We start from the raw sequence: 26,527 nt of genomic DNA on the forward strand, positions 1-26,527 counted from the left end.
GCATTATGGCACGATCAGCGTGCCGGCGCCGTGTTCGGTGAACAGTTCGAGCAGCACCGAATGCGGCGTCTTGCCGTTGAGGATGACGACGCCTTCGACGCCACGCTCGATCGCCTCGATGCAGGTCTCGACCTTGGGGATCATGCCGCCGGAAACCGTGCCGTCCTTGATCAGCGCCTTGGCCTCGGCGACCGTCAACTCGTCGATCAGCTTCTTGTCCTTGTCGAGCACGCCAGGCACGTCGGTGAGGAACAGCAGGCGCGAGGCCTTGCATGCGCCGGCGATGGCGCCGGCGAAAGTGTCGGCGTTGATGTTGTAGGTATGGCCATCGCGGCCGGGCGCGACCGGCGCCAGCACGGGGATCATTTCGGAGCGCGCCAGAAGGTCGAGCAGCGTGCGGTCGACCTCGACCGGCTCGCCGACGAAGCCGAGATCGAGCACGCGCTCGATGTTGGAATCGGGGTCGATCATCGTCTTGCGCGCCTTTTCGGCGAACACCATGTTGCCGTCCTTGCCGCACAGGCCGATCGCCCATTCGCCCTCGGCGTTGATCAGCGCGACGATCTCCTTGTTGATCGACCCGGCCAGCACCATCTCGACGATCTCGACCGTCTTCTGGTCGGTGACGCGCAGGCCGCCCTCGAACTTGGATTCGATGCCCATCTTGGCCAGCATGGCGCCGATCTGCGGTCCGCCGCCATGGACGACGATCGGGTTGACACCGGACTGCTTGAGCAGCGCGATGTCGCGGGCGAAGGCCTTGCCGAGTTCGAGATCGCCCATGGCATGGCCGCCATATTTCACCACGACCGTCTTGTGCTCGTAGCGCTGCATGTAGGGCAGCGCGCGCGATAAGAGGGCGGCCTGCATTTCGGCGGTGGCGGTGACGTCCGTCATCGGCGTGGTTCCCTGGCATTTGGTTTTATGCATGTCGTTGTCCCAAACCGCTGGGCACATTTGGGCGACATGCATCAGGTAAGGACGGCGGCGTCTTAGCCGGAATTGACGCGAGCCGCAAATGGCATTGCTGTCATAGTCGGTTCACGGTGTCGTCATTGTGACGGCACCATCAGCGGCGCCCGCCGCGTCAGCCAGCCCGAGATTTTCTCCATCTGCGCGGCCAGCGACAAAAGCGTTTCCTCGTCGCCCGGCCGGCCGGCGGCCTGGATCCCGAGCGGCAGGCCGGCGTCCGTGACATGGACGGGGAGCGCGATCGACGGCTGGCCACTGACATTGTGGATCGCCGGCCAATGCGTGAACCAAAGGCTCTTGTCCATCAACTGGCCGAACAGCGGTTTGATCCTGAGCAGCGCGGTGAGGTGCAGCTTGTCGAGCAGGTTTTCGATCAGTTCATCGGCGCCTTTCGGATCCATGGCGCCGCAGGCGAGCGGCGGGTGCGCGATAACAGGCATCAGCACCGCATCATAGCGCGCGGTCTCCGTGATCAGTTGCCTCGAGGTGGCATGCAGGCGCTGCAGGCCGGCATAGGTTTCGCCGGCCGAGATCATCTCGCCCAACCGGCCAAGCACGCGCGTGGCGCGCTCGATGTCGCCCGTCACCGAGCGGCCGACGCGCAGCGCTTCACCCCGCAACGAGCCGGCGACGGCGGAGGCGACCGTTGTGCAGAAATCGGCGAAGAAATCGCGGCCGATAAAAGGCAGATCGATGTCCTCGACCGAATGGCCGCCCTCGCGGGCGAGTGCCACGGCAATGTCGAGCGCCTTCAGCGTCTCGGCCGAAATTGGCAAGCCCAGCGGCGACTTGCGGTACACCGCCAGCGTGAGCTTGCCGGGATCCCGCGCGGCAGCGGCGGCGAACGAGCTTTTTGGCGGGCGCGCGGCATAAGGCGCGAGCGTATCGGGACCATGGGTGAGGTCGAGCAGCAGCGCGCAGTCGCGCACCGAGCGAGTGACGGTGTGATCGACGACCATGCCGTACCAGCTTTCGCTCACCAGTGGGGACAACGGGACACGGCCGCGCGAGGTCTTGAGGCCGACAAGGCCGCTGCAGGCAGAAGGCACGCGGATCGAGCCGCCGCCATCCGACGCATGCGCCACCGGCACGACGCCGGCGGCAACCAGGGCTGCCGAACCGCCCGACGAGCCGCCGGTGGTGTGGCCGGTATTCCAGGGATTGCGGGTGACGCCAAAGGCCTTGGATTCCGTCATCAGCCGCAGCCCGTGCTCGGGTGACGTCGAGGTGACGATCGGAATCAGCCCGGCGGCGAGATAGCGTTCGGTCATCACCGAGTTGAAATCGGGCACCCAGGCCGGAATGCGGCTGCCGCCATGCGAGGGCACGCCCTTGATGGCGATGCCGAGATCCTTGATGGCGAAGGGGACCCCAGCCAGCGGCAGCGAACGGTCGATGCTCTTTGCCCGGGTCCGTGCCGCCTCGTAGAGCGGCTCGGCCGTGGCATTGATTTCGGGGCGGGTGGCCTCGGCACGGGAGATCGCCGCTTCGGTCAACTCGATCGCCGATAGTTCGCCCCTGCGCACCAGACCGGCAAGACCGGTTGCGTCTTCTTCCCAAAGGATTCGTTCGACCGACATGTGCGCTCCCCCATTGCTGCCAAGCTAGTCAGCGGCAATTCCCTTGGCAATCCAGGCTGATAGTGTCTCAGTTTGGAGTTTGGCGGCGACTTTTAAACGGCTATCTCCCGGCGTTGGAAGGGGGCGCAATCGCCCCCGGAACAATGTCGGTGTTTTGGGCAACCTTTATCCGCCAGCCCGACTGTTCTTCCTTCAAAACCAGAAGCAGAATGCCTTCTCGTTTTCCGGCGGATGAGCCGTCCGGAGCGGATGCGCCGGTCAGGATCCATGAATAGTGCACCGATGCAATGCCGGAAGACAATTCAACAACTGACGAGACAACACCCTTCAATCGGCTGTCACGAAACATGGTTTCATGAGTTGCGCGGTGCGCCCTTTCGATCTCGGTGCGGTTCTTCCACCACATGCCCACGACATTGACGAAATTGGCGTCGTCGGCGAACAACGCCGCGAAGTCGTTCATATCGTGTCTATTCCAGGCATCGGCAAAGGCAGTGGCGACATCCTCAGGTTTGGCGAGCACCAATCCCATGACAAATCTCCCTTGCTTCGGCTGAAGCGTAGCATGTCGGGGGAAGCGCCTCAAACGCGATTGCCAGCTTTTGACTTCAAACCGGGACACTGTCTCGGGGCAGGTGTGCGGACGCCGAACTTTAGGTGCACAGCATATTTCCGGCGTTGCAAATACAGCGCAATTGCCTAATTTGGCGCGCATGACGCCGCAGGACATTACCAAGCTGATCGTCCGGACTTCGATGAAAGATCGGGCAGCGTTCGATCTGCTTTACCGGCACACCAGTGCGAAACTTTTCGGCGTATGCCTTCGTGTATTGAACGACCGGGGAGATGCTGAAGAAGCGCTGCAGGAAGTCTTCGTCAAGATATGGACGAAGGCGGATCGCTTTGCTGTCTCCGATCTGAGCCCGATCTCCTGGCTGGTGGCAATCGCGCGCAATCATGCGATCGATCGCATCCGAGCGAGGCGCAAGCCCGCCGCCGATATCGATGCCGCGCTCAATGTGGCCGATCCGGCGCCGGGACCTGAAGCGATGGTGGTGGCGGGCGACGAGACCGAGCGGATCCATCATTGTCTCGATGAATTGGAGAAAGACCGGGCGGCGGCCGTCCGGGGCGCCTATCTCAAGGGCGAAAGCTATGCCGAACTGGCGGAACGCCATGGCGTGCCGTTGAACACGATGCGCACCTGGCTGCGCCGCAGCCTGATGAAACTCAGGGAATGTCTGGAAAGATGACGCTGGCAGAGGACAACGGACCGGAACGTGGAGGCGACGACCTGTTCGCCGCCGAATACGTTCTTGGCGTGCTGCCGGTCGAAGAGCGGCAGATAGCCTCCAGGCGCATCGACGCCGAGACCGATTTCGCGCGGCTGGTCGACGGCTGGGAAGTTCGCCTGTCGCCGCTGGGCGCGGCCTATCTTGAAATCGAGCCGCCGGCTTCGGTGAAGCCGGCGATCGACCGCCGGTTGTTTTCATCCGCCGCCACCACGCCTGCCGAGCCACGCGCCGGCCTGTGGTCCAGCCTCGCCTTCTGGCGCGGCCTTGCGGTGGCGGCTGTTGCCGCGCTGGCGCTCTACGTCGCCGTTCCCTATGTCAACCGGCCGGCTGAACAGCCGCAGGCGCGACTCGTCGCTTCGCTGGCCGCCGACGGCAGCGACGTCAAATATCTCGCCGTCTATGATTCCGAACGGCATGAAGTCAGCCTTTCGCATGTTTCCGGCGTGCTCGCCGCCGGCAAGGACTTCGAACTCTGGATGATCGAGGGCAAGAACGCGCCGGTCTCGATGGGCGTCATCCCGGCGGGTGCGACGGCGCATATTGGCGTCTCGCCCACCACGCAGCGGAAACTCGCGCAGGGCGCCGTGCTGGCCGTCAGCCTCGAACCCGCCGGCGGTTCGCCGACCGGGCAGCCCACCGGGCCGGTGGTTGCCGCGGGCGATTTGAAGGGCATCTGATCGAGCCTTCGCACTGGCGGCGCGTGGATAGAACAGGCTCAGTCTATCTCCGTTCCATATGTCTAAATGGACCGGTAGCCGGCGAATTGCCAAGGCAGAAAATACATCCACAGTGAAAATAAATCAAAAATCCGCGAAATATTCTGAAACTCACGCATCTGTGTTCCGTATCTCCTTGCGTCCCCAAAATGGGAAGAGAAAACCCGAGGAGTTTTGATACAATGCGTAGATTCGCCACCCTTTTGCTCGCCGGCACGATCGCTGTCTCCGCGCTTGCCACGGCTGCTTATGCTGAAAACCCGATGGTCGGCGGCGCCGCCATGTTTGCCAACAAGACCATCGTCGACAATGCCGTCAATTCGAAGGATCACACGACGCTGGTCGCCGCCGTCAAGGCGGCCGGTCTTGTCGAGACCTTGCAGGGCGCCGGCCCGTTCACCGTCTTCGCGCCGACCAATGAAGCCTTCGCCGCCCTGCCGGCCGGCACGGTCGAGACGCTGCTCAAGCCCGAGAACAAGGACAAGCTCGTCAAGATCCTGACCTGCCATGTGATTGGCGCCAAGGCGATGGCGGCGGATGTGGTGTCCATGGCCAAGGCCGATGGCGGCACGCACAAGGTCAAGACGGTCGGCGGCTGCGAGCTGTCGCTGAAGGCCGACGGTGGCAAGGTCACCGTCACCGACGAGAACGGCAATGTCGCCAATGTGACCATCGCCGATGTCGAACAGTCCAACGGCGTCATCCACGTCATCGACAAGGTTCTGCTCCCGAAGATGTGATCGGGCCGAAGATGTAACGAGGCGCTTGTCGCGGACGAACCTGCTGCAAGAGCTCTCCGTCGATCGCGCCGTCTCGCTCCCGTGATCCGCAATCGACACGCGTGCTCCGCGCCGCCCACGATCGAAAGTGGACGGCGCGGAGTGTCGTTTGGGGCAACCGTCACCGGCTTTTGACTTTCGGGCGGCGGCATAGTTTGGCAAAACAGACGACAGGAGGAACTGGTCATGAACCGTCGCGACTTTCTTTTGAGCGGTGCCGCCGCTATCGGCGTCATCGGAACCGCGGCAGCAATGCTGCGCATGGGCAGCCCGCAGGCCGCGCAGGCCGCCGAAAAATTCGAGGTCGCCAAGACCGAGGACGAGTGGAAAGCCATCCTGTCGCCGGCCGCCTTTAACGTCCTGCGCAAGGAAGGCACCGAATATCCAGGCACCAGCCCGCTGCTCAACGAACACCGCAAGGGCATCTTCGCCTGCGCCGGCTGCGACCTGCCGGTCTATCCCTCGGAGACGAAATTCGATTCCGGCACCGGCTGGCCGAGTTTCTGGCAAGAGATCGCCAATGGCATCGGCAAGACCGAGGACCGGTCGCTGGGCATGACCCGCACCGAAGTGCATTGCCGCCGCTGCGGAGGCCATCTCGGCCATGTCTTCGATGACGGTCCGGCGCCGACCGGCCTGCGCCACTGCATCAATGGGGTGGCGCTGACCTTCAAGCCCGCCGCCGCCTGAGGACCCAAAGGCAATAAAAAAACTCCGGGCTTTGCGGCCCGGAGTTTTTTGCGTGGGTCGGAGCTTTCGGGCGTGGACTGGAGGAGCTTCCCGAAAACCGCTGCCACGATTCCTTGCTTCAGTGCCCGCCGCCTCCGCCGCCACCGGGCGCGGCCGGCTTCCTGATCAGCATGGTGAAGAACCCCAGCGTCCCGAACAGCACGGTCAGCAGATAGAACACATCCATGAAGGACAGCAGCGCCGCCTGCTGCTGGACCATGCCCGACAGCTTGGAGATCGCGGCACTGGTGGCGTCGAGGCCGGTGGTCTGCTCGAAATTGAGCGTCATGTTCTGCAGCTTGGCCTGCGCGGCGGCACTGCCCCACTGCACATGCTCGGAGAGCCGGGCATAGTGGAAGGCATTACGGTCGATCAGCACGGTGTTGATGAGGGCGAGGCCGACGGCGCCGCCGAGGTTGCGGGTCAGGTTGAACAGTCCCGACGCATTCTTCAACCGGTCCGGCGGCAAAGTGCCGAGCGCGATGTTGTTGATCGGCACCATGCACAGCATCATCGAACAGCCGCGCAGGATCTGCGGGATGAGCAGCTCGTAGAAATCCCAGTCGGCGGTCAGGTGCGTCATCCACCAGGTACCGGTGGCGAAGCCGAACAGCCCGATCATCATCATCAGCCGCAGGTCCATCTTGCTCGACAGGAAGCCGGAGATGGGCGCGGTGACGAACATGGCCAGGCCGCTGACGAACAGCGCTTCGCCGATCATCATCGAATCGTAGCCGCGGATGCGTCCGAGGAAGACCGGATAGAGATAGGTCAGGCCATAGAGACCGATGCCGATGACGAAGGAAAACAGCGAGCCGAAGGCGAAGTTGATGTTGCTGAACGCCTTGAGGTCGACGATCGGCTCCTCGGCGGTGAAGACACGCCAGAAGAAGATCACCGCGCCGATGGTCATGACGATGGCGCAGATGAAGACGCCCTGGTCCTGCAGCCAGTCATTGTTCGGGCCTTCTTCAAGCACGTATTCCATACAGCCGAGGAAGGCCGCCATGCCGGCCAGGCCCCACCAGTCGAACTTCGAGAACAGCTTGAGATTGGGCTTGTCGAAATCGATCAGCGACCAGGCAGCGGTCGCCACGAGGATGCCCGGCACGACATTGACCAGGAACAGCCAGTGCCAGGAAAAAGCGTGGCTGATATAGCCGCCGACGGTCGGGCCGATGGTCGGCGCCAGTGTCGCCACCAGGCCGATCATCGGCGAGACGATGGCACGGCGCGAGGGCGGGAAGATGGTGAAGGCCGCGGCGAAAACGCTCGGGATCATGCCGCCGCCGATGAAGCCCTGCACGGCGCGGTAGACGATCATCTGGTCGATGTTGGTGGCGGTCGCGGCAAGGGCGCTCGCCGCGGTGAAGCCCGCCGCCGCGACGGTGAACAGCACGCGTGTCGACAGCATGCGGCTGAGGAAGCCCGACAGCGGGATCATGACCACCTCGGCGATCAGGTAGGCTGTCTGCACCCACGGGATCTCGTCGGAGCTGGCGCTGAGGCCGGCCTGGATCTCGGCCAGCGAGGCCGAAACGATCTGGATGTCGAGGATCGCCATGAACATGCCGAACACCATCGCCAGGAAAGCGATGACGCGGCGCGTCGAAATCGTGTCGGGGGCAGCCGGCATTGCCGGCGGCGATCCTGCGGTGATGGTTGCGGTTGCCATTTCCTGGCCCTCCTTGGGGCCCCGTTGAGGCAGGCCGGGCGGCTCGGTGCTTCAATCAGCCACCAAGCCGCCCTCCGAAAAGCGATCAGTTACTGGTGACGGCAGGCGCGGTACGGCTGTCGACGGCGACGACGACGCTCAGGCCCGCGCGCAGCTTGCCGGTCTTCAGCGCATCGGCCGGTACGTCGATGCGGACCGGAACGCGTTGCACCACCTTGGTGAAGTTGCCGGTGGCGTTTTCAGGCGGCAACAGCGAGAACACCGCGCCCGAGGCCGGCGCCAGCGAGGAGACGGTTCCCTGGATGGGCTGGCCGTCGATGGCATCGACCGAGATGTTGACCTTTTCGCCGGGCACGAGCCTGGCAAGCTGCGTCTCCTTGAAGTTGGCGACGATGTAAAGCTTGTCCATAGGCACGACCACGGCGAGCTTTTGGCCGGGGCTGACCAGATCGCCCTGTTCGACGGAGCGGTTGCCGACGACGCCGTCATAAGGCGCCTTGAGCACCGTGAAGGAGAGGTCGCGCGCGGCCTTGTCGCGGCCGAGCTGCAGGGATGCCAGCGTGCTGGCGGATTCCGCGCGCTGTGCCTCGAGCACACCGATATTGGCCTGCGCGGCGGCGATCTGTGCGTCGGCGCCGACGAGCGCGGCATTGGCCTGGTCGAGCGCGGTCTGGGCGTCGTCCAGCTGTGCCTGCGTGCCGACATGGGTCTTGACCAGTTGCGCGGCGCGCTGCTGGGCCCGGCCGGCATTGTCGGCGGCGGCCCGATCGGCGACCTTCTGCGCCTGCGCCTGCTGAAGCGAGGCTTGCGCGGCCTTGGTCTGCGCGTCGATGCGGTCGAGCGTCTTGGCCAGCGTGGCGATCTGCGCCTCGGCCTGGGCGACGGCGATCTTGTAGTCGCCGGCGTCGATCGTCAGCAATGGATCGCCGGCCTTGACCTGCTGGTTCTCGCTGACGAGGACCTGGTCGACATAGCCCGAAATTTTTGGCGAGACGAACGCCATGTCGGCCTGGACATAGGCGTCGTCGGTGGAGATCATGAAGCGGCCCGTGGTCCAGTAGTCATAGCCATACCAGGCGCCGCCGCTCAGAAGGGCAAGGCCGATGATCGGCAGCAGGAAGGAGCGCACCGAGCGCTTTTTCTTGACCGGCGCTTCCGCCGGCGGCGGTGCGACGACCGGCTGGAGGGGAATTTCCGGAGCTTCCGTCGCCGGCGCGACCTTGGCGTTGGGGAAAGGGCGGACTTCGGCTGATGTTGACGCGGTCGAGGACATGACATCTCTCTAAAGTTATAATACTGAACCGTTCGGTTCGATCAGGCCGTTGACATAGCGCGTAAAGAAGACCATATCAAGAGGCAATCGAACCGATTGGTTCGAATTATTTCGAGGTCCGACTTTTATGGTTGAGATTGTACGCAACAGCGAAACCGATCCGTGCGAAGACCTGCTGGACGGTCTGCGCCGCGGCCGCCCGGCCGCTGGACAGGACCCGGTCAAGCGCAGCCAGATCATCGATGGCGCCCGTCGTGTCTTCATCGAAAAGGGCTTCGAGGCCGCCTCGATGAACGACATCACCCGCGAGGCCGGGGTCTCGAAGGGCACCATCTACGTCTACTTTGCCAACAAGGAAGAGCTGTTCGAAGCGCTGATCGAGGAAGAGCGCGGCACCATCTTCAAGAACATGTACGACATGCTCGACCGCGCCGACGACTTGCGCCAGACGCTGGTGAAGTTCGGCAAGGTTCTGTCGATGAAGATCACCTCGGCCAGGGTCATCCAGGCGCAACGCACGGTGATCGGCGCCTCCGACAGAATACCCGATATGGGCGCGCGCTTTTACGAACGCGGACCCAAGCGCGGCCATGACAAGGTGGTGACGTTCCTCAACGCCGCCATCGAGCGCGGCTTGCTCGAGATCGACGATGTCGACCTCGCCGCCTATCAGTTCACCGAACTGTGCCTGGCCGGTCTTTTCCGGCAGTGCATCTTCGCCTATCGCACCAAGGCCCCGACCCAGGACGAGATCGACCACATCGTCAGGTCGGGCGTCAACATGTTCCTGAAAGCCTACGGCACCGAAAAGCTCGTCGAGGACGAAAAAGCCCTGCCGCAAGCGTGAAGGCAGATCGGTATGGGCGATCCTAAGCTTCAGGATCAGATGCGGCGCATCGTGACGGACTTCAATGCCGGTCGTCACGAGCAGGCACGGCTGCTTTGCCAGGAGGCTCTTGACCGGACCGCCGACGACCCAGCTCTCAACCACCTTATGGCCGCCGTTCTTTTCGCCAAGGGAGAGATATCGGGAGCCCGCACGCATATTCATGCAAGTCTGGCGATCAGGGCTGACAACGCATCCGCTCAATTGCTCGCCGGCCGTCTGGCGCGGGCGGCACGGGATTTTGACCAGGCGTTGTTCCATCTCTCACGCGCGGCGGCATTGGCGCCTGACGCTGCCGTGCTTGTCGAGCAGGCGCGAACGCTCGACGAGGCGGGCGACCGGAGGCGCGCGCTCGAGGCGTGGCGGCAGGTGACACTTGCCGATCCCCTGTCGGCGGAAGCGGCAGCGCGTCTGGGCCGCATGCTGTTCGAGGACGGAATGCCTGCCGATGCGGCACCTTTGCTGGAGCGGGCCGTAAACGGAGACGCGCCAGCATCGGCATGGTTCGACCTCGCCCTTGTCAGGCAGGATCTGCATGATCATGTGGGGGCAGCGGCCGCCTATCGCAAAGCGCTGGAGATACGTCCCGGCGACGCCGAGGCGGCGGTCAATCTTGGGGTGGCGCTGCAGGAGACGGGCGACATGGACGCCGCGATGGAGGCCTATCGGTCGGCCTACGAGCAGCGCACCACGACTTTCGGCATTATCGCCATGGCCCTGACGTCAGCGCCGCACGGCAAGCTTTGGGTCGACCGCGAAGCGTTGAAGGGCTTGCTTGGCGGCTAGAGAGCTCCAGGAAAGTTCTAGCGGGCGCGTTTTACGCGAAACTGCTTGCGGTAGACGCCGGGCTCGGCAAGAACATCGGCGACGGTCTTTTCGTAGGAAGCCTTGCGCACGGCATCGAAGCTTTCGAAGACGAGTTCGGGCGCGGCGCGTGGCACTGGAAAGCATTGCGCAACCGGCGTGCCCTTCGCCAGTACTCCTGAGAAACCCTGGTCGGTCCAAATTGCCGGGAAATTGATGCCGGCGTCCTGGAAATGATCAGCATCGACAACACCAGTCACCAGTCGGAAAGGAAGATCATCGCGGTTGACCGGATGGGTGGCGAAGAGGGACCAGCCTTCCTCCAGCTCGATCGTCCAGAAACTGTTGAACTTTATGGCCGCAAGCCCATTCGAGAACGGTGCGCCGGCGAGCTGTTCGGCGACATGGAAGCTGAGCGGCGAACGCGGATGACCCTTGGTTGACGGCTCGGCGATGTCCCACCGCCATTCAAAGGCGCCGTTCTCCACAGTCACATCGCATGGCAGCAGGATCATGAAGCCATGTGTCATGGCATCGACGAAGGGCGGGCACTGCTTTACCGTCCGGATTTCTCGCCCATGGATTTCCGAAAAGGCTTTCGGAGGCATCTTGCGGAGCCAGTCAGGCAGCACGCCGCGCGCCGGAACCGGCCGGGGCAGCGTTTCGGCAAGCGCGGGATCACAACGAAAAACGATACGCATCCGAATGCCCTCGAACGACACTGCGATGCTGACGGATTGCCAAGGCCCGGTCAACGGATGCGCGCACGACGATTAGCCGCCATTGGCGGCGAGCACGATCGCGGCCTGCAATTCCTCCAGGCCTTCGCCTTTTTCCGATGACGTCGCCAGCACGAACGGGAACGCGGCGGGACGCTTCTTGATCTTGGCCAGCGTCTCCTCGATCAGCCGCGGCACGCCGGCGGCCTTGATCTTGTCGGTCTTGGTCAGCACGATCTGGTAGGACACCGCCGCCTTGTCGAGCAGCGACAGCACTTCGTCGTCCTTGGCCTTGATGCCGTGGCGGGCATCGATCAGCACATAGACCCGCTTCAGCGTGACCCGGCCCTTGAGATAATCGAAGACCAGCTTGGTCCACTCGTCCACCTTCTCCTTGGGCGCGGTGGCATAGCCGTAGCCCGGCATGTCGACCAGCGCCATTGGCGGCAGGTCGGTGCCCTCGCCCGAAAATCCATCCGGCACGAAATAGTTGAGCTCCTGCGTGCGCCCTGGCGTATTGGAGGTGCGCGCCAGGCCCTTCTGGTTGACCAGCGCATTGATCAGCGACGACTTGCCGACATTGGAGCGGCCGGCGAAGGCGATCTCGGGCGGCCCTTCCGGCGGCAGGAACTTCATGGCCGGCACGCCGCGGATGAAGATCCACCCGCGCGTGAACAGGTCGGTGCCGATCGCGGTGCTGTTGGGAACGTTCAAGCTGCTGCCTCCAGAAGAGAAATATCGGCGCCCCTGATGGCGTCGAGGTTGCGGCCGATCTTGTCCACCGGCCAATCCCACCATGCCACCGCCAGCAGCCGCCGGACCGTCCTGTCGTCGAAACGCATCTTGACCACTTTCGCGGCGTTGCCGGCGACGATCGCATAGGGCGGCACATCGTGCGTCACCACCGATTTGGCGGCGACGATGGCGCCATGCCCGATTTCCACGCCGGGCAGGATCACAGCCTCCATGCCGATCCAGACATCGCTGCCGACCATTGTGTCGCCGCGCACTTCCTTCGACCACGTGGCTGGGTCAAAACCGTTTTCCCAGCCATGACCGAAGATGTTGAACGGATAGGTTGAAAAGCCGGACATCGCGTGGTTGGCGCCATTCATGATGAAGCGCGCGCCTTCGGCTATGGCGCAGAACTTGCCGATGATGAGCTTGTCGCCGATGAAGGGATAGTGATGCAGCACGCATTTTTCGGCGAACTTGTCCGGCCCGTCGGGGTCGTCATAATAGGTGAAGTCGCCGATCTCGATATTCGGCACTGTCACCAGAGGCTTCAGGAAGCCGACGCGTGTGTGCATCGGGATCGGGTGCTTGATGCCGGGGTTGGGTCCGTCCATGTCGAAGTCCGTCCAGGAATTGATAGCCACGCCGATCCGCAATCCGCGCGCCTGGTCAAAATAACGTGATCCGCCCTATAGCACCAATCGGCTGACGAGCGAGCCTTCCTTGCTCGCCATGCTCATTTGTCGCCGCGGCAGATCACGATCGGATTGGACAGCGCGCTGTCGAACCCACTGCCCTGATACACCTGCACGTTCGACGCTCCGGGCGGCAGCATGAAGCTGCCTTCGACGACTTTTTGATCGCCCGCCATCGTGTGTAGATCCCAGCTAAACGTGCAGAACTGCGGCGGCGCCTTGGATTCGACGTGGCTGCAATTGAGCTGTGCGCCGCCCAGCATGGCGGCGCCGCCACAACTGACCGCATCCTTGGCAGCCGCGGCGCCGGGGCACCCAATGAGAGCCGTGACGGCCGCGATCCCAATCCAATTCATCGCCAAATCCTTGCCGGCAAATCCACATCGCCAGGCGGCCTTTGCGGTGCCGTGGACCATGCGTTTTTTCCTGCCCGAGGCTTAATCGGTCTTGCGCGGCGCGTCCAGCGGGATTATGTGCATGATGATAATAAGCATGCTCACGAAAAATTGTCCATCGATCCCGATCTCCTGCCATGCCCTCTTCCCCCAATATCAGCTTCGTGCTGCACGACGTTGCGCGCCTGCTTCGCAAGCGGTTCGAGCAGCGGTCGCGCGCTTCGGGACTGACCCGCGCCCAGTGGCAGGTGCTGGCGTACCTTTCGCTGCATGAAGGCATCCACCAGAACAAGCTCGCCGACCTTATCGAGATCGTGCCGATCACGCTCGCCCGGCTGCTCGACAAGATGGAGGCCCGCGGCTTCATCGAGCGCCGGCCCGATCCCGCCGACCGCAGGGCCTGGCTGCTTTACCTGAAGCCGCAGGCCCGTCCGCTGCTCGAGATCATGCGCGGCAACGGCCAGAAAACTCGAGACGAGGCCTTCGCCGGCCTTTCGCCTGAGACACAGCAGCGTCTGCTGCAAACCCTAAGCTTGATCAAATCCAATCTGCTCGCGGCTTGCACCCAGCCGGCCGTCGACCGGGAGAAAATACATGGCTGAATCAACATATCCCAAAAAGCCCGCTGGAGACGAGACGCCATCGGGTCGAAGCGACCAGATCATCCAGCTCGACAATGAGCGGGAGCAGCGGCGGGCCAACGTCGTCATCGACAATGACGAGCTGGAAACGCCGGCCGCCCTGGAGCCTGCGGCACTCGAGGCTCCGGCCAAGGAGCCGCAGCCACGGCAGGCCCCCGCCGCCGTCGCCCCTCCTGTTCCGGCCAAACCGAAGCGCAGCCTGACACGGCCGGTCCTTTTTGCCCTGCTTCCGGTCGCGCTCGTCGTCGGTGGCTATTACTACGTCACCGGCGGCCAGATCATGACGACCGACAATGCCTATATCCAGGCCCAGTCGCTCGGCGTCTCCACTGACGTCTCCGGCACGGTGCAGGAGATCGACGTGCATGAGAACCAGGCCGTGAAGAAGGGCGACGTGCTGTTTCGCCTGCGGCCGGCCTCCTTCGAGACCGCTCTCGCCGCCGCCCAGGCCCAGCTCGGCACCGTGCGCAACCAGGTGCTGACCCTGGAGGCGAGCTACCAGCAGTCGCTGTCGCAGATCGAGCAGGCGCAGGCCGACATCCCCTATTATGAGGCCGCCTTCCAGCGGCAGCAGGATCTGCTCAAGACCTCCACCGCCTCGAAGGCGTCTTTCGACAGCGCCCAGCACGACCTCGTCGCCGCGCGCCAGAAAGTGTCCGTCGCCAAGGCGCAGGCGCAGGCCACGCTCGCCCAGCTCGGCGGCGACGCCAAACAGCCGGTGGAGAAGAACCCCTTCTACCTGCAGGCCAAGTCGGGCGTCGATGATGCGCAGCGCAACCTCGCCGATTCCGTGGTCAAGGCGCCGTTCGACGGCATCGTCACCAATGTCGACGCGCTGCAGGTCGGCAAGTACCTGCCGGCTTCGCAGCCGGCGTTCAGCCTGGTCTCGTCGACCGACCTGTGGATCGCGGCCGAGCCGAAGGAAACCGAGCTGACCTATGTCAGGCCGGGACAGACGGCGACGATCAGCGTCGACACCTATCCGGGCGCCGTGTGGCACGGCACCGTTGCCTCGATCAGCCCCGCCTCCTCGTCGAGCTTCTCGCTGCTGCCGGCGCAGAACACCACCGGCAACTGGGTCAAGGTCGTGCAGCGCATCCCGATGCGCGTGACCATCGATGGTATCGACGGCAAGCCGCCGCTGCGCGGCGGCATGAGCGCGGTGGTCGACGTCGAGACGGGCCATGCACGCGGCCTGCCCGACTTCGTCACCAATCTCGTCGGCCTGTTCGGACAAAAGTCATGACCAGCGCGTCCGCGACAGCTGCCACGCCGGCGGTCGCCAATCGCGGCGCCATCACCGCCTGCGTGATCCTGGCCGTCATCATGCAGGCGCTGGACACCACCATCGCCAATGTCGCGCTGCCTTACATCCAGGGCAGCGTCTCGGCCAGCGCCGACCAGATCAACTGGGTTTTGACCTCCTACATCGTGGCGGCGGCGGTGATGACGCCGCCTTCGGGCTACCTCGCCAACCGCTTCGGCCGCAAGCGCATCCTCCTGACCTCGATCACCGGCTTCGTCGTTGCCTCGGTGCTGTGCGGCTTCGCGCAGTCGCTGCCGCAAATCGTCGGCTTTCGCCTGCTGCAGGGCCTGTTCGGCGCGGCCCTGGTGCCGCTCTCGCAGAGCATCCTGCTCGATATCTACAGTGTGGAAGAGCGCGGCTCCGCGATGGCGCTGTTCGGCATTTCGGTGATGGTCGGGCCGGTGCTGGGACCGGTCATCGGCGGCTGGCTGACCGAAAATGTCAGCTGGCGCTGGGTGTTCTACATTAACGTGCCGATCGGCGCGCTGGCCTTCGCCGGCGTGTCGCTGTACGTCCTGGAAACCAAGCTGGACTTCAGGGCGAGGCTGGATTGGCTGGGTTTCGGCATGCTCAGCATCACCATCGCTGCCTTGCAGATGTTTCTCGATCGCGGCGAGCAGCTCAACTGGTTCTCGTCATCCGAGATCATCGTCGAGGCGGTGATCTGCGCATCGGCCTTCTACATCTTCCTCGTCCACACCTTCACCGGCCGCAACACCTTCGTCAATCCGAGGCTGTTCCTGGACCGGAATTTCGCCGTCGGCATGATCTTCATCTTCATCATCGGCATCACCTACTTGGCCTCGCTGGCGCTGATGACGCCCTATCTGCAGACGCTGATGGGCTACCCCGTGGTGACGGCCGGCATCGTCATGGGGCCGCGCGGGCTTGGCACGATGGCCTGCATGTTCCTGGTCGGCCGGCTGATCGGCAAGGTCGACACGCGCTGGCTGCTGCTCATCGGCCTGCTGATCACCGCCTGGGCGATGTACGACATGACCGGCTGGACGCCCGACGTTTCGCAATGGACCATCATCTCCACCGGGTTCATCCAGGGGGCGGGGCTCGGCTTCCTGTTCGTGCCGCTGACCACCATAACCTTCGCCACGCTGGCGCCGGAGCGGCGCGCGGAAGGCACCGGCCTCTACAATCTGTCGCGCAACATCGGCTCCAGCGTCGGCATATCGGTGGTCACCGCGCTCCTGACGCAGAATGTGCAGATCAACCACGCCAGCATCGCCACCTATGTGACGCCCTTCAACCAGGCGTTCAACGATCCGGCGATCTTCCAGGCGATGAACCCCTACACCGCCGCCGGCCGCGCCGCGCTCGACGGCGTGGTGACGCTGCAGGCGACCGTTATCAGCTACATGAACGACTTCAAGCTGATGATGCTCCTGTCGCTGGCCGCCATCCCGCTGGTGCTCCTGCTGCGCAAACCGGGAACGCCGGCCAAGATCGACCACAGCGCTGTCATGGAATGAGGCGGTGGAAGCGGTCGGAAGTTGAGCGCCGCTGACGCCCATTCGCCCTCACAGGACGCAAAAAAAGAAACCGGGGTCCTGTGAGGGACGACAGGACCCCGGCCTCGCCGATACGGCTTCCCAAGAAACATGGCACCTCGTCACGAGGCGGGGATGGCGGACCGAGAAAGCCCCAACGGCCTGCCAACGCCCCCTTTCGCCGGAAGCCGTTACTTCGGCAACAGCACCTTGTTGACGACGTGAATGACGCCGTTCGACTGGTTGACGTCGGCGATCGTCACCTTCGCCTCGCCTCCGGACTCGTCCATGATGTAGAGCTTGCCTTTCTTGATCTCGGCCGTGAGCGTGTCGCCCGAGACGGCCTTCATCTCGTATTTGCCGCCCATCGCCTTGGCCTTCTTCATCATCTCGGCACCTGAAATCTTGCCAGCCACGACATGCGCGGTCAGCACCTTGGTGAGCTTGTCCTTGTTCTCGGGCTTGAGCAGCGTATCGACAGTGCCGTCCGGCAGTGCGGCGAAAGCCTCGTTGGTCGGAGCAAACACGGTGAACGGACCCGCGCTTTGCAACGTGTCGACCAGGCCGGCGGCCTTGACGGCGGCGACCAGCGTCGTGTGATCCTTCGACTTGACCGCGTTCTGCACGATGTTCTTGGTGGCGTACATCGGCGCGCCGCCGACATTCGGGTTTTTGGCGTGGGCTGGGGCGGCAATCGCCATGCTGGCGACAAGGGCTGATACGGCGATGGTCCTGAATGTGGGCAAGCGCATGTGGTCTTCCTCCGGGTGAGGGCTGATCGGAATTGATAGCCTTTTGGAAACGCACAAGCAGTCACGCCGCGCGGGAGCCTGCAGTTTCGCCGATCACGGGAACGTGAATGGAGGCCTGCCCAAAGAAAATATCTGGACGAACCAGGCTTTTTCGACGGGCCGCGCGATTGCGGACAGGCCGACCCGTCACTGGAAGTAAGTCCCGGACATTCAGATGCCGAAGGGAAATGTATCCGGTACCTTGCCGATGCTGTCGGTCGGCTTGCTGAGCGGCGTGACCGCGGACGTTCGATCGAACCAGACAAAGGCGTCGAACTGGCGGGAGACGGACGAGTCCATGTAATGGCTGAGCCGTTCAGTCTCCGGCCTGTAGATGACGCCGATATAGCGTTCCGGCCTCGGCGCCGCCAGATCGGCGCCGAGCTGGCCATGGCGCTCAAAATCCAGCAGGAACGACAGTTTGCCGCTCTCGTGACACAGCCGCTCGAAGCTGCCCGGCAGCGACGGATTTACGTCCTTTACCTCCATCTCACGGTCCCAATCCGAGGCACAGGCGACAGTACCGGTATCCGTCCCGAAGCCGATCAGCGCCGCCTGGGCACCGAAGCGCTCCCGGCAGAGCTGGCCGATGTTCAACTCGTCACGGACAGTGCCCATGTCGGTATGCCGCGCGTCCCCGATATGCGAGTTATGCGCCCACACCACGGCCTTCGACTCCGGCCCATGCGCTTCGAGAAGTTGATCGAGCGTTTCAAACATGTGCCGATCGCGGAGGTTCCAGGTCTCGGCGCCACCATAATACATCACGCGGTAGTAGCGCTCGGCCGATGCGACCAGACGTGCACTCTGCTTGGCGTCGAGGAGATCGCCGTCGCCCTCCATCATGGATCGCTCGAACAAATCCATGCACTGTCGCACAACGGCCTCTTCGCAGGTTCTGTAGCCCGGCCGCAGCGCCGCGCGTCCGTAGGTGCTGGGCTCGTTCTGCCAGGGCATCAGACAGCCATAGCGCTCGCGCGCGACGGCGGCCGCTTCGGGATCGACCTTGTCCAGATAGGCAAGCACCGTGGCGATCGAGCCGCTCATATTGTAGAGATCGAGCCCATAGAAGCCTGCTTTCCGCGCATGACCGGGCACATCCCGGTTGTATTTATGCAGCCAGCCGACGAATTCGGACACCTCGGCGTTGCGCCACATCCAGGTCGGGAAGCGCTGGAAGAGCGGCTGCGCATCCGACCGCCGCTCCCCTCCGCGAACATACCGGTTGATCTGCGCCGCATCCGGCCAATCCGCCTCGACGGCCACGATGGTGAAGCCGTGTCGCTGGAGGAGGCGTCGGGTGACAGCCGCACGGGCACGATAAAATTCCGAAGTGCCGTGGCTCGCCTCCCCGAGCAGGACGACGCGCCGGCTGCCGAACCGATCGAACATCGCGCCGAAGGCCGGATCGTCGATCTGCGGCAAATCTTCGGCCGCCCTTGCAATTTGCTGCGGCAATGGAGGAGCGTGCGCCTCGCGCACCGACGCGTTTTCGTCGTGTCCGCCATGCTCGCCGATCAGCGGTACGAACATGACACCACCGAGGTCCTCCTCCTCGAACTTGTTTGCAGCGATCCGCGTGACGCGAACGAGCCGCTGGGAATAGAGGTCTTCACCGACCGGGATGATCAGCCTGCCGCCGATCTCCAACTGCTCCTGCAAGCCGAGGGGGATGGACGTTCCGGCGGCCGCGACGACGATGGCGTCAAAGGGTGCCTTTTCCTGCCAGCCTTTCGTGCCGTCGCCGACCCTGACCTCGATATTTCGATAAGCGGCGGCATTGAGCCGCCGCTCCGCCTGCTGCGCGAGCGATCGATGCCGCTCGATGGTGAAGACGTGTTCAGCAAGTTCGGCCAGCACGGCAGCCGCGTAGCCCGAGCCGGTGCCGATTTCCAGCACGCGATCGGTCGCCTCGATCTCGGCGATCTCCGCCATTTTCGCGACGATGAAGGGTTGCGAGATCGTCTGTCCGCTGCCGATCGGCAGCGGGCTGTCCTCATAGGCAAATTCCTCGAAACCCTCGTCGACGAATTGCTCTCGCGCAACCCGGCGCACCGCATTCAGAACCCGCCTGTCATGCACTCCACGGCGCGCGATGTGCGCCTCCACCATCCGATGCCTGGCGTGCTCGAAATCCAGCATGAGAGCCTCCAATCAGGCGATTGATCGGATCGACGTGATGTCATCTCGAGAGCGAAGGCGTTTCGGTGGCGCTCTCCCGGCTCCGGCAGACCATCCGGTCTTCCTCGGCAGCTCACGTCGATCGCGCAGGCTTATTGGTTGGTTCGCCCGGTCTGCCGGGGATTGACGCCGCCTTGCGGCGTGGTGTCGTTATCGACATCTCCCTTGAAAGTGTTCTCGCCGTCCAGTTCCTCGTCCTCGTCGAGAAGATTGCCTCCCTTGATCGTGCCCCTGGAGGCGCCGATTCCGGGATTCTGCTTCAAATCCTTGTTGGTGGGCTTGGCCGTCTTTGGGTGAATGTTGCTGCTCATCGGAATGCCTCTCTGCAAGTTGCATGTGATGAGGTCGATCCGCTGCACTGCCTTGAATTTGGATGGGCGCGCCGACCTGATCCTCTCACGCGGGAGCTTAGGAAGCCTTTTGCGCGAACTCTTGAACGCAGGATAAGTTCCATGCGGAACAATCCGGCAGCGGCGAGGGCCGGCTGATTTGCCGGCAATAACGGAGACCAGGAATTGCCGACTCGGTGCCTGTTTTATCGCGTGCCGGACCACCGCATCGCTGAAACTAAAAGGCTGGGCCCTGTAGAACACAGGACCCAGCCGTTAAATCTGTTTGCTTGCCGAGACCGTCCAACTTTATGGCTCAGTCGCTGGGGCGGGCTCTCTTGCCAAAGAGGCGCCGGCTATTCCGCCGGTGACGGTTTCTTGCGGAACAGCGCCACCAGATTGTCCCACAGCTCGATCTTGGCGCCCTGGCGCTTCATGATCACGCCCTGCTGCAGGATCGACAGCGTGTTGTTCCAGGCCCAGTAGATGACGAGACCCGCCGGGAATCCGGCCATCATGAAGGTGAAGATGACCGGCATCCAGGTGAAGATCGCAGCCTGCGTCGGGTCCGGCGGCGTCGGGTTCATGCGCATCTGCAGGAACATGGTGACGCCCATGATCAGCGGCCACACACCGATCATCAGCATATGCGGCAGCGTGACCGGAACCAGCCCGAACAGGTTGAAGATCGAGGTCGGATCGGGCGCGGCCAGATCCTGGATCCAGCCGAAGAACGGCGCATGCCGCATCTCGATGGTGATGTAGAGCACCTTGTAGAGGGAGAAGAAGACCGGGATCTGCAGCGCCACCGGCCAGCAGCCGGCGAGCGGATTGATCTTCTCGGTCTTGTACAGCTCCATCATCGCCTGCTGCTGCTTCATCTTGTCGTCCGCGTATTTCTCGCGGATCTCGAGCATCTTGGGCTGCACCTTCTTCATGTTCGCCATCGACGCGTATGACTTGTTGGCGAGCGGGAAGAAAATGGCTTTCACGATGACCGTGGTGGCCAGGATCGCCAGCCCGAAATTGCCGAGGAACTTGTAGAGCGTGTCGATCAGCCAGAACATCGGCTTGGTGATGAAGTGGAACCAGCCCCAGTCGATCAAAAGGTCGAACCGCTTGATATGGCGCTCTTCGGCATAGGCGTTGATCTTGCCGACTTCCTTGGCGCCGGCGAAGATTTCGGTCTCGACGGTCGCCGACTGGCCGGCCTCGACATTGATCGGGTCGGTCAGGAAGTCGGACTGGTAACGGTGGCGGCCATCCTCGAAATACGCATAGCGCGGCTGGAACGGCTGCTTCTCGGTCGGCACCAGCGTGACGGCCCAATATTTGTCGGTGATGCCGAGCCAGCCGTCGGTCGACTTGCCAGGCTGGTACTGCTTGTCCTTCTCGACCGAGGCGTATTTGTGTTCCTGCAGGCCTTCCGTGCCGGTGAAGCCGATGAGGCCTTCATGCAGCACATAGGTGCTGGCGACGGCCGGCTTGTCGTAGCGCGTGACACGGCCATAGTTGAACAGCGAAACCGCGCTCGAGCCTGAATTCTGCACCGTGTCCGACACGGTGAACATGTAGTTTGCGTCGACGGAGAAGGTGCGCTTGAAGGTCAGGCCCTTGTCATTGGTGTAGGTGAGCGTCACCGGCGTCGACGGGGTCAGCGTCGGATTGCCGTCCACGCTCCACACCGTCTCCGCACCCGGCACCGCGCCGGTCTTGTCGTTGCCGACAAAGCCGATCTCGGCGAAATAGCCGGTGGGCAGCGCCTGCGGGTTGAGCAGCTCGATCTCGGGCGAATTCTTGTCGACCGTCTCGGTGTAGTGCTTGAGCTTGAGGTCGTCGAGCCGCGCGCCGGTCAAATTGATCGAGCCCTCGAGGCTCGGCGTGTCGATCTTGACGCGCTTGGATGCCGCCAGCGCCTGATCGCGGCCGGCCACGGTGACCACGTCACCACCGGGCGCGTTGGGAATGGCGCCCGGGGTGGTCGCGCCTGGGGCCGGTGTCGATGCGCCCGGATTGGCCGCATCGGCCGCCTTCTTCTGTTCCTCGACGCGCTGCTGCTCGATCTTGGCGGCCTCGCGCTGCGCCTCGCTGCGCGGCAGCACGTAGAAGTACTGCCATACCGCCAGGATCAGCACCGACAGGGCGATGGTGATGAAGAAGTTCCGGTTGTTTTCCATCGAGAGCCCTTGGCCTATCGTGTTCCGCGAAGTCGGCGGGAGAGTTCGGCCTTCAACTGGCCGAAAGGGGCGCGCAGCGCATCATCGCGCCCGACGATGACATAATCATTGCCGGGCACCATGTCATCTGCGGCATGGACGCGGACGGCTTCTTTCAGCCGGCGCCTGACGCGGTTGCGCACAACGGCGTTGCCGACCTTCTTGGTGACGGTGTAGCCGACGCGCGGCACCCCGCCATCGCCGCGGTCGAGGACCTCGACGAGGAAAAACCGTCCGCGTCGCTTTTCACCACGACGGACGGCCAGGAATTCCGCGCGTTTCAGAAGCCGCTCGGGATTTTGCCCCACTGGCTTGCCGGTTGCGGGCAACGATCTCGTCTCGCTTAGGCGCTGAGCCGCTTGCGGCCGCGGTTGCGGCGAGCTGCGACGACGCCACGGCCACCCTTGGTGGCCATGCGGGCACGGAAGCCGTGCCGGCGTTTGCGGACGAGTTTGGACGGTTGGTAGGTACGCTTCATTTGTTTTAATACCGCGGGGTGCGGCCCTTCTTGATTCTGTCACTTTGTAACAGGAGCTTTGCCGGGCCGGTTTTGGCGCGATCGAAACCGCGCCGGGACGAATGGCCCGAGCGTGAGCGGGCTTATAGAAAGAAGGGTTTTGGAAGTCAATCCGGCGTCGGCGCCCTAAAGACGCACCTGTTTTGGAGCATCTATTTTTCCGACCAAGGGAGAAATTGGCAAAAAAGCCGTAATCGCCTAATCTTGGCTGATCAAGTGATTGTGAAGATCGAGTCGCATGAACGAAGCCAGCCAAGCAGGGGAAGGGACCGGACCGGCGTCAGCCGCTGTCCGCACGGTACCGCTGTCGCGTGGTCTGTCGACGAAGCTGCTGCTGCTCACCATCGTTTTCGTGCTTTTGGCCGAAGTGCTCATCTTCCTGCCCTGGATCGCCAGTTACCGGCTGAGCTGGCTCAAGGAGAGGCTGAGCACGGCCGCAGCCGTGTCGATCGTGCTGGTGCAGGGCGAGTCGACCTCGCTGTCGCGTACGGCCCAGAATGACGTGCTGATGGCGATCGGCGCCAAGGCGATCGCGGTGCGCGACGGCGGCGTGTCGCGGCTTCTGGTGGTGGCCGACATGCCGCCGCAGGTCGACGAACACATCGATCTCGCCAGCGTCGGCATGATCAAGGGCATGACCGGCGCGCTGGATACGCTGTTTTTCGGCGGCGACAGGATGCTGCGCGTCTTCGGGCCGGTCGGCGACAGCGACAAGGAGTTCGAGCTGATCATGCCGGACTATTCGCTCCGCAAGGCCATGCTCATCTATTCGCGCAACGTCGCTTTCGTCTCGCTATTGATCTCGCTGTTCACGGCCATGCTGGTCTATGCCGCGATCGACCTGATCATGATCGGGCCGATCCGTACCATGACGCGCTCCATGCTCTCCTTCTCGGAAGCTCCCGACGACCCTGGACGGATCATCCGCCCCGCTGCTCGTTCCGACGAGATCGGAGTGGCCGAGCGCGAACTGTCGCAGATGCAGGAGCGGCTGCAAAAGATGCTGGCCGAGCAGAAGCATCTGGCCGACCTCGGTCTCGCGGTGTCGAAGATCAACCACGACATGCGCAACATCCTGGCCTCCGCCCAGCTGATGTCGGACCGCCTTCGCCTGGTCAAGGATCCGACCGTGCAGGCCTTTGCGCCGAAGCTTCTGCGCGCGCTCGACCGCGCCGTCTCCTATTCGGAGGGCGTGCTTCATTACGGCCGCACGCAGGAGCCGCCGCCGTCGCGCCGCAGGGTGAGGCTGCGCCAACTGGTCGAGGACGTGCACGGCCTGCTCGACATCGAGCAGGGCATCGAGTTCATCAACGCGGTCGAGATGGCTTTCGAGGTGGATGCCGATTCCGACCAGCTCTTCCGGGTGCTCACCAATCTTTGCCGCAACTCGGTGCAGGCGATGGCGGCCGATACCGAAAGCGCCGTGGTGCGGCGGCTGGCGGTCTCGGCCGAGCGCATGGGCAGCGTAAGCCGCATCGCCGTCACCGACACCGGCCCTGGCCTGCCGCCCAAGGCGCGCGAAAACCTGTTCGCGGCCTTCCGCGGCTCGGCGCGCAGCGGCGGCACCGGCCTTGGCCTGGCGATCGCGCATGAACTGATCAGGGCGCATGGCGGCACGGTGGAACTGGTCGAATCGATCGGCGGGCGCACCACATTCGCCGTCACCATCCCCGACCAGCCGGTGCGGCTCGACCAGGCCCGTGGCAGCCTGCGCCGCCCGGCCTGACGGCTTCCGTGCCGTTTCCCGAGATTACCACCTTCCGGACCCGTCGCTCTCTCCAACAGTTCCCGATCGCCAGGATCAGGCCAGTCACAGCGGCTCAAATGGCCGGGATGAGCGCCGGCATCGCCGCATGACAGGCTTGCGACAAAACTTTTGCCGGATCGGCTTGCTTTTCGCGAATTCAGTCGTTAGGGAACTGCACACATTCGCGGCCGGTCTTTCGGACCGGATCGCGGGGCCGTCGAAAACATGGCCTGATGCGCGCCCGTAGCTCAGCTGGATAGAGCACCAGACTACGAATCTGGGGGTCAGGAGTTCGAATCTCTTCGGGCGCGCCAAATCTCCTAAGCCGCGGTTTATTGGGTCGATGGCAGCGGCTCAGCCAAATGCCGGCAGCACGCCGCTGTCTCACCCCACTGAGCGTGCCGCCGCCCGGCCGGCGCTGCGGCCCGAGAAGATACAGCCGCCCAGGAATGTGCCTTCGAGCGCCGCGTAGCCATGCACGCCGCCGCCGCCGAAGCCCGCCACTTCACCGACCGCATAGAGGCCCGGCACCGGCTGGCCGCCGGCATCGAGCACGCGGCTGTCGAGATCGGTCTGCAGGCCGCCCAGCGTCTTGCGGGTCAGGATGTTGAGGCGCACCGCGATCAGCGGTCCGTTCGCCGGGTCGAGCATCTTGTGCGGCTTTGCCGTGCGGATCAGGCGGTCGCCGAGATAGGCGCGCGCGCCGCGCAGCGCGGTGATCTGCATGTCCTTGGAGAACGGATTGTCGAGTTGCATGTCGCGGGCGCGGATCTCGCGTTCGACCGTTGCGACGTCAAGCAGCGGTTCGCCGCCGGCCAGCGCGTTCATGCGCGCGACCAGTTTCGAAAGATCGGCCTCGACGATGAAGTCCTCGCCCTTTTCCATGAACGCCTTGACCGGGCCGGGGATGCCGCTCGTGGCGCGGCCGAGCACCTGGCGCCAGCTTTTTCCCGTCAGGTCCGGGTTCTGCTCCGAGCCCGATAGCGCGAATTCCTTCTGGATGATCTTTTTCGTCAGGATGAACCAGGAATAATCGAAGCCGGTGCTCATGATGTGGCTGAGCGTGCCCAGCGTGTCGAAGCCGGGATAGAGTGGCACCGGCAGGCGTTTTCCCCGGGCATCGAGCCACAGCGAGGATGGGCCGGGCAGGATGCGGATCGCATGGTCTGTCCAGATCGGCGCCCAGTTCTTGACGCCCTCGACATAGTGCCACATGCGGTCGCGGTTGATGACCCTGCCGCCGGCGTGTTCCGATATGGCCAGCATGCGGCCGTCGACATGGTCCGGCACGCCGGTGATCATGCGCTGCGGCGCGTTGCCCAGCCGCTTGGGCCAGTTTTCCCGCACCAGCCGATGGTTGGCGCCAATGCCGCCGGAGGCGACGATCACCGCCTGCGCTTGCAATGCGAAACCGCCTGATACGTCGCGCGGGCTCTTGTGGCCGCGCTCGACAGGACTCGGTTGCAGGATGTCGCCCTGTACGCCGGTCACGGCTGCACCCGTCCGCGTCAGGGCATTGACCCGGTGACGAAACCTGAAGTCGATCAATCCCCGCTTTTGCGCCTCGCGCACGCGCAGCACGAAAGGCTCGAGCACGCCGGGACCGGTGCCCCAGGTGATGTGGAAGCGCGGTACCGAATTGCCATGGCCGATGGCGTTGCCGCCGCCGCGCTCGGCCCAGCCGACGACAGGAAAGAATTTCAGGCCGCGCTCGATCAGCCAGGAGCGCTTCTCGCCGGCGGCGAAGCCGACATAGGCCTCGGCCCATTTGCGTGGCCAGTGGTCTTCCGGCCGGTCGAAGGCGGCGGTGCCCATCCAGTCCTCGAGCGCCAGGTCATGGGAGTCGCGGATGCGCATGCGCCGCTGCTCCTGTGAATCGACGAGGAAAAGCCCGCCGAACGACCAGAACGCCTGGCCGCCCAGCGATTGCTCCGGCTCCTGGTCGACGATGATGATTTTCTTGCCCGCTTCCGCAAGCTCGGCGGCGGCAACCAGTCCGGCAAGGCCGGCGCCGACAATGATCACATCCGCGTCGTCAGCCATT

General features: G+C 63.5%; 26 protein-coding genes and 1 tRNA gene. 11 read left to right on the forward strand and 16 right to left on the reverse strand.

Going from position 1 to position 26,527, the window contains the following annotated elements; translation table 11 throughout:
* Positions 1 to 3: 3 nt before the first annotated feature.
* From argB to LB557_RS14990, 3 genes are all read right to left on the reverse strand, one after another.
* Positions 4 to 897 (reverse strand): acetylglutamate kinase, encoded by an 894-nt coding sequence (gene argB, locus LB557_RS14980; protein ID WP_224641954.1) that lies wholly within the window; start codon positions 895 to 897, stop codon positions 4 to 6.
* 155 nt (positions 898 to 1,052) lie between these two features.
* A complete protein-coding gene (locus tag LB557_RS14985; protein ID WP_224641910.1) occupies positions 1,053 to 2,552 on the reverse strand; it encodes an amidase in 1,500 nt (499 codons plus the stop codon).
* Positions 2,553 to 2,652: 100 nt separating this feature from the next.
* Complete coding sequence (locus LB557_RS14990) at positions 2,653 to 3,084, reverse strand: SgcJ/EcaC family oxidoreductase (protein ID WP_015314408.1); 432 nt, start codon at positions 3,082 to 3,084, stop codon at positions 2,653 to 2,655.
* Positions 3,085 to 3,265: 181 nt separating this feature from the next.
* Here LB557_RS14990 and LB557_RS14995 point away from each other — a divergent pair, with 181 nt between their 5' ends.
* The 4 genes from LB557_RS14995 to msrB all read left to right on the forward strand — a co-directional run bounded on the left by LB557_RS14995 (position 3,266) and on the right by msrB (position 6,032).
* Positions 3,266 to 3,805, forward strand: a complete 540-nt coding sequence (locus LB557_RS14995; RefSeq protein WP_015314407.1) for a sigma-70 family RNA polymerase sigma factor — start codon at positions 3,266 to 3,268, stop codon at positions 3,803 to 3,805.
* Positions 3,802 to 4,524, forward strand: coding sequence for an anti-sigma factor domain-containing protein (locus LB557_RS15000; protein WP_015314406.1), 723 nt, complete (start codon positions 3,802 to 3,804; stop codon positions 4,522 to 4,524). The genes LB557_RS14995 and LB557_RS15000 overlap by 4 nt, the downstream gene beginning before the upstream one ends.
* A gap of 221 nt (positions 4,525 to 4,745) precedes the next feature.
* Positions 4,746 to 5,303, forward strand: a complete 558-nt coding sequence (locus LB557_RS15005) for a fasciclin domain-containing protein (RefSeq protein ID WP_015314405.1) — start codon at positions 4,746 to 4,748, stop codon at positions 5,301 to 5,303.
* A 225-nt stretch (positions 5,304 to 5,528) separates the two neighbouring features.
* The gene (msrB, locus tag LB557_RS15010; protein WP_015314404.1) at positions 5,529 to 6,032 is read left to right on the forward strand and encodes a peptide-methionine (R)-S-oxide reductase MsrB; all 504 of its coding nucleotides are present in this window, start codon (positions 5,529 to 5,531) and stop codon (positions 6,030 to 6,032) included.
* Between the two features lie 118 nt (positions 6,033 to 6,150).
* On the opposite strand, the gene LB557_RS15015 is transcribed toward msrB, so the two are convergent.
* Positions 6,151 to 7,746 (reverse strand): DHA2 family efflux MFS transporter permease subunit, encoded by a 1,596-nt coding sequence (locus LB557_RS15015; protein WP_140711678.1) that lies wholly within the window; start codon positions 7,744 to 7,746, stop codon positions 6,151 to 6,153.
* An 85-nt stretch (positions 7,747 to 7,831) separates the two neighbouring features.
* Positions 7,832 to 9,019, reverse strand: a complete 1,188-nt coding sequence (locus LB557_RS15020; protein ID WP_224641909.1) for an HlyD family secretion protein — start codon at positions 9,017 to 9,019, stop codon at positions 7,832 to 7,834.
* Positions 9,020 to 9,146: 127 nt separating this feature from the next.
* Between LB557_RS15020 and LB557_RS15025 the strand changes: the two genes are divergently transcribed.
* A complete protein-coding gene (locus LB557_RS15025; RefSeq protein ID WP_224641908.1) occupies positions 9,147 to 9,866 on the forward strand; it encodes a TetR/AcrR family transcriptional regulator in 720 nt (239 codons plus the stop codon).
* Positions 9,867 to 9,878: 12 nt separating this feature from the next.
* On the forward strand, positions 9,879 to 10,691 hold the full coding sequence (locus LB557_RS15030) for a tetratricopeptide repeat protein (protein WP_224641907.1): 813 nt from the start codon (positions 9,879 to 9,881) through the stop codon (positions 10,689 to 10,691).
* Positions 10,692 to 10,708: 17 nt separating this feature from the next.
* On the opposite strand, the gene LB557_RS15035 is transcribed toward LB557_RS15030, so the two are convergent.
* From LB557_RS15035 to LB557_RS15050, 4 genes are all read right to left on the reverse strand, one after another.
* The gene (locus LB557_RS15035; protein ID WP_140719170.1) at positions 10,709 to 11,410 is read right to left on the reverse strand and encodes a hypothetical protein; all 702 of its coding nucleotides are present in this window, start codon (positions 11,408 to 11,410) and stop codon (positions 10,709 to 10,711) included.
* A 72-nt stretch (positions 11,411 to 11,482) separates the two neighbouring features.
* A complete protein-coding gene (yihA, locus tag LB557_RS15040) occupies positions 11,483 to 12,142 on the reverse strand; it encodes a ribosome biogenesis GTP-binding protein YihA/YsxC (RefSeq protein WP_015314400.1) in 660 nt (219 codons plus the stop codon).
* The gene (locus tag LB557_RS15045; protein ID WP_181173996.1) at positions 12,139 to 12,777 is read right to left on the reverse strand and encodes a CatB-related O-acetyltransferase; all 639 of its coding nucleotides are present in this window, start codon (positions 12,775 to 12,777) and stop codon (positions 12,139 to 12,141) included. Before LB557_RS15045 ends, yihA begins: the two co-directional genes overlap by 4 nt.
* A gap of 122 nt (positions 12,778 to 12,899) precedes the next feature.
* Positions 12,900 to 13,274 carry a hypothetical protein gene (locus LB557_RS15050; protein ID WP_224622863.1) on the reverse strand — a complete coding sequence of 125 codons (375 nt, stop codon included), beginning with the start codon at positions 13,272 to 13,274 and terminating at the stop codon, positions 12,900 to 12,902.
* Between the two features lie 116 nt (positions 13,275 to 13,390).
* Here LB557_RS15050 and LB557_RS15055 point away from each other — a divergent pair, with 116 nt between their 5' ends.
* Genes LB557_RS15055 through LB557_RS15065 form a run of 3 tightly spaced genes read left to right on the forward strand, consistent with a single transcriptional unit; the run spans position 13,391 to position 16,684 of the window.
* On the forward strand, positions 13,391 to 13,855 hold the full coding sequence (locus LB557_RS15055) for a MarR family winged helix-turn-helix transcriptional regulator (RefSeq protein ID WP_140660130.1): 465 nt from the start codon (positions 13,391 to 13,393) through the stop codon (positions 13,853 to 13,855).
* The gene (locus LB557_RS15060) at positions 13,848 to 15,140 is read left to right on the forward strand and encodes an HlyD family secretion protein (protein WP_224622865.1); all 1,293 of its coding nucleotides are present in this window, start codon (positions 13,848 to 13,850) and stop codon (positions 15,138 to 15,140) included. Before LB557_RS15055 ends, LB557_RS15060 begins: the two co-directional genes overlap by 8 nt.
* Positions 15,137 to 16,684, forward strand: coding sequence for a DHA2 family efflux MFS transporter permease subunit (locus tag LB557_RS15065; RefSeq protein WP_224641906.1), 1,548 nt, complete (start codon positions 15,137 to 15,139; stop codon positions 16,682 to 16,684). Before LB557_RS15060 ends, LB557_RS15065 begins: the two co-directional genes overlap by 4 nt.
* A 209-nt stretch (positions 16,685 to 16,893) precedes the next feature.
* Here the strand turns inward: LB557_RS15065 and LB557_RS15070 are convergent, their stop codons facing one another.
* The 6 genes from LB557_RS15070 to rpmH all read right to left on the reverse strand — a co-directional run bounded on the left by LB557_RS15070 (position 16,894) and on the right by rpmH (position 22,697).
* Positions 16,894 to 17,454: a fasciclin domain-containing protein gene (locus tag LB557_RS15070; protein WP_224641905.1), complete on the reverse strand. Its 561-nt coding sequence runs from the start codon at positions 17,452 to 17,454 to the stop codon at positions 16,894 to 16,896.
* 210 nt (positions 17,455 to 17,664) lie between these two features.
* Entirely contained in the window at positions 17,665 to 19,635 is a 1,971-nt protein-coding gene (locus LB557_RS15075; RefSeq protein WP_224713069.1) for a protein-L-isoaspartate(D-aspartate) O-methyltransferase, read from the reverse strand.
* A 131-nt stretch (positions 19,636 to 19,766) separates the two neighbouring features.
* Positions 19,767 to 19,985, reverse strand: coding sequence for a hypothetical protein (locus LB557_RS15080; protein WP_015314392.1), 219 nt, complete (start codon positions 19,983 to 19,985; stop codon positions 19,767 to 19,769).
* Between the two features lie 374 nt (positions 19,986 to 20,359).
* A complete protein-coding gene (gene yidC / locus LB557_RS15085) occupies positions 20,360 to 22,180 on the reverse strand; it encodes a membrane protein insertase YidC (RefSeq protein ID WP_015314391.1) in 1,821 nt (606 codons plus the stop codon).
* A 14-nt stretch (positions 22,181 to 22,194) separates the two neighbouring features.
* Positions 22,195 to 22,548: a ribonuclease P protein component gene (gene rnpA / locus LB557_RS15090; protein ID WP_015314390.1), complete on the reverse strand. Its 354-nt coding sequence runs from the start codon at positions 22,546 to 22,548 to the stop codon at positions 22,195 to 22,197.
* A 14-nt stretch (positions 22,549 to 22,562) separates the two neighbouring features.
* Positions 22,563 to 22,697, reverse strand: coding sequence for a 50S ribosomal protein L34 (rpmH, locus tag LB557_RS15095; RefSeq protein ID WP_008833937.1), 135 nt, complete (start codon positions 22,695 to 22,697; stop codon positions 22,563 to 22,565).
* Between the two features lie 277 nt (positions 22,698 to 22,974).
* On the opposite strand from rpmH, the gene LB557_RS15100 reads away from it, so the two are divergent.
* Positions 22,975 to 24,462, forward strand: a complete 1,488-nt coding sequence (locus LB557_RS15100; RefSeq protein WP_140660125.1) for an ATP-binding protein — start codon at positions 22,975 to 22,977, stop codon at positions 24,460 to 24,462.
* A gap of 258 nt (positions 24,463 to 24,720) precedes the next feature.
* Positions 24,721 to 24,797, forward strand: a tRNA-Arg gene (locus LB557_RS15105).
* 70 nt (positions 24,798 to 24,867) lie between these two features.
* On the opposite strand, the gene LB557_RS15110 is transcribed toward LB557_RS15105, so the two are convergent.
* Positions 24,868 to 26,526 (reverse strand): FAD-binding dehydrogenase, encoded by a 1,659-nt coding sequence (locus LB557_RS15110; RefSeq protein WP_141906015.1) that lies wholly within the window; start codon positions 26,524 to 26,526, stop codon positions 24,868 to 24,870.
* Between the last annotated feature and the right edge of the window lies 1 nt (position 26,527).

It is taken from the genome of Mesorhizobium sp. BR115XR7A, from assembly GCF_020165315.1.
Lineage (GTDB): Bacteria > Pseudomonadota > Alphaproteobacteria > Rhizobiales > Rhizobiaceae > Mesorhizobium > Mesorhizobium australicum.

Bases quoted from the DNA above. Each gene is read 5' to 3' on its own strand.
- argB (WP_224641954.1), bottom strand. From the start codon at position 897: ATGACGGACGTCACCGCCACCGCCGAAATGCAGGCCGCCCTCTTATCG.
- LB557_RS14985 (WP_224641910.1), bottom strand. From the start codon at position 2,552: ATGTCGGTCGAACGAATCCTTTGGGAAGAAGACGCAACCGGTCTTGCC.
- LB557_RS14990 (WP_015314408.1), bottom strand. From the start codon at position 3,084: ATGGGATTGGTGCTCGCCAAACCTGAGGATGTCGCCACTGCCTTTGCC.
- LB557_RS14995 (WP_015314407.1), top strand. From the start codon at position 3,266: ATGACGCCGCAGGACATTACCAAGCTGATCGTCCGGACTTCGATGAAA.
- LB557_RS15000 (WP_015314406.1), top strand. From the start codon at position 3,802: ATGACGCTGGCAGAGGACAACGGACCGGAACGTGGAGGCGACGACCTG.
- LB557_RS15005 (WP_015314405.1), top strand. From the start codon at position 4,746: ATGCGTAGATTCGCCACCCTTTTGCTCGCCGGCACGATCGCTGTCTCC.
- msrB (WP_015314404.1), top strand. From the start codon at position 5,529: ATGAACCGTCGCGACTTTCTTTTGAGCGGTGCCGCCGCTATCGGCGTC.
- LB557_RS15015 (WP_140711678.1), bottom strand. From the start codon at position 7,746: ATGGCAACCGCAACCATCACCGCAGGATCGCCGCCGGCAATGCCGGCT.
- LB557_RS15020 (WP_224641909.1), bottom strand. From the start codon at position 9,019: ATGTCCTCGACCGCGTCAACATCAGCCGAAGTCCGCCCTTTCCCCAAC.
- LB557_RS15025 (WP_224641908.1), top strand. From the start codon at position 9,147: ATGGTTGAGATTGTACGCAACAGCGAAACCGATCCGTGCGAAGACCTG.
- LB557_RS15030 (WP_224641907.1), top strand. From the start codon at position 9,879: ATGGGCGATCCTAAGCTTCAGGATCAGATGCGGCGCATCGTGACGGAC.
- LB557_RS15035 (WP_140719170.1), bottom strand. From the start codon at position 11,410: ATGCGTATCGTTTTTCGTTGTGATCCCGCGCTTGCCGAAACGCTGCCC.
- LB557_RS15045 (WP_181173996.1), bottom strand. From the start codon at position 12,777: ATGGACGGACCCAACCCCGGCATCAAGCACCCGATCCCGATGCACACA.
- LB557_RS15050 (WP_224622863.1), bottom strand. From the start codon at position 13,274: ATGGTCCACGGCACCGCAAAGGCCGCCTGGCGATGTGGATTTGCCGGC.
- LB557_RS15055 (WP_140660130.1), top strand. From the start codon at position 13,391: ATGCCCTCTTCCCCCAATATCAGCTTCGTGCTGCACGACGTTGCGCGC.
- LB557_RS15060 (WP_224622865.1), top strand. From the start codon at position 13,848: ATGGCTGAATCAACATATCCCAAAAAGCCCGCTGGAGACGAGACGCCA.
- LB557_RS15065 (WP_224641906.1), top strand. From the start codon at position 15,137: ATGACCAGCGCGTCCGCGACAGCTGCCACGCCGGCGGTCGCCAATCGC.
- LB557_RS15070 (WP_224641905.1), bottom strand. From the start codon at position 17,454: ATGCGCTTGCCCACATTCAGGACCATCGCCGTATCAGCCCTTGTCGCC.
- LB557_RS15075 (WP_224713069.1), bottom strand. From the start codon at position 19,635: ATGCTGGATTTCGAGCACGCCAGGCATCGGATGGTGGAGGCGCACATC.
- LB557_RS15080 (WP_015314392.1), bottom strand. From the start codon at position 19,985: ATGAGCAGCAACATTCACCCAAAGACGGCCAAGCCCACCAACAAGGAT.
- yidC (WP_015314391.1), bottom strand. From the start codon at position 22,180: ATGGAAAACAACCGGAACTTCTTCATCACCATCGCCCTGTCGGTGCTG.
- rpmH (WP_008833937.1), bottom strand. From the start codon at position 22,697: ATGAAGCGTACCTACCAACCGTCCAAACTCGTCCGCAAACGCCGGCAC.
- LB557_RS15100 (WP_140660125.1), top strand. From the start codon at position 22,975: ATGAACGAAGCCAGCCAAGCAGGGGAAGGGACCGGACCGGCGTCAGCC.
- LB557_RS15110 (WP_141906015.1), bottom strand. From the start codon at position 26,526: ATGGCTGACGACGCGGATGTGATCATTGTCGGCGCCGGCCTTGCCGGA.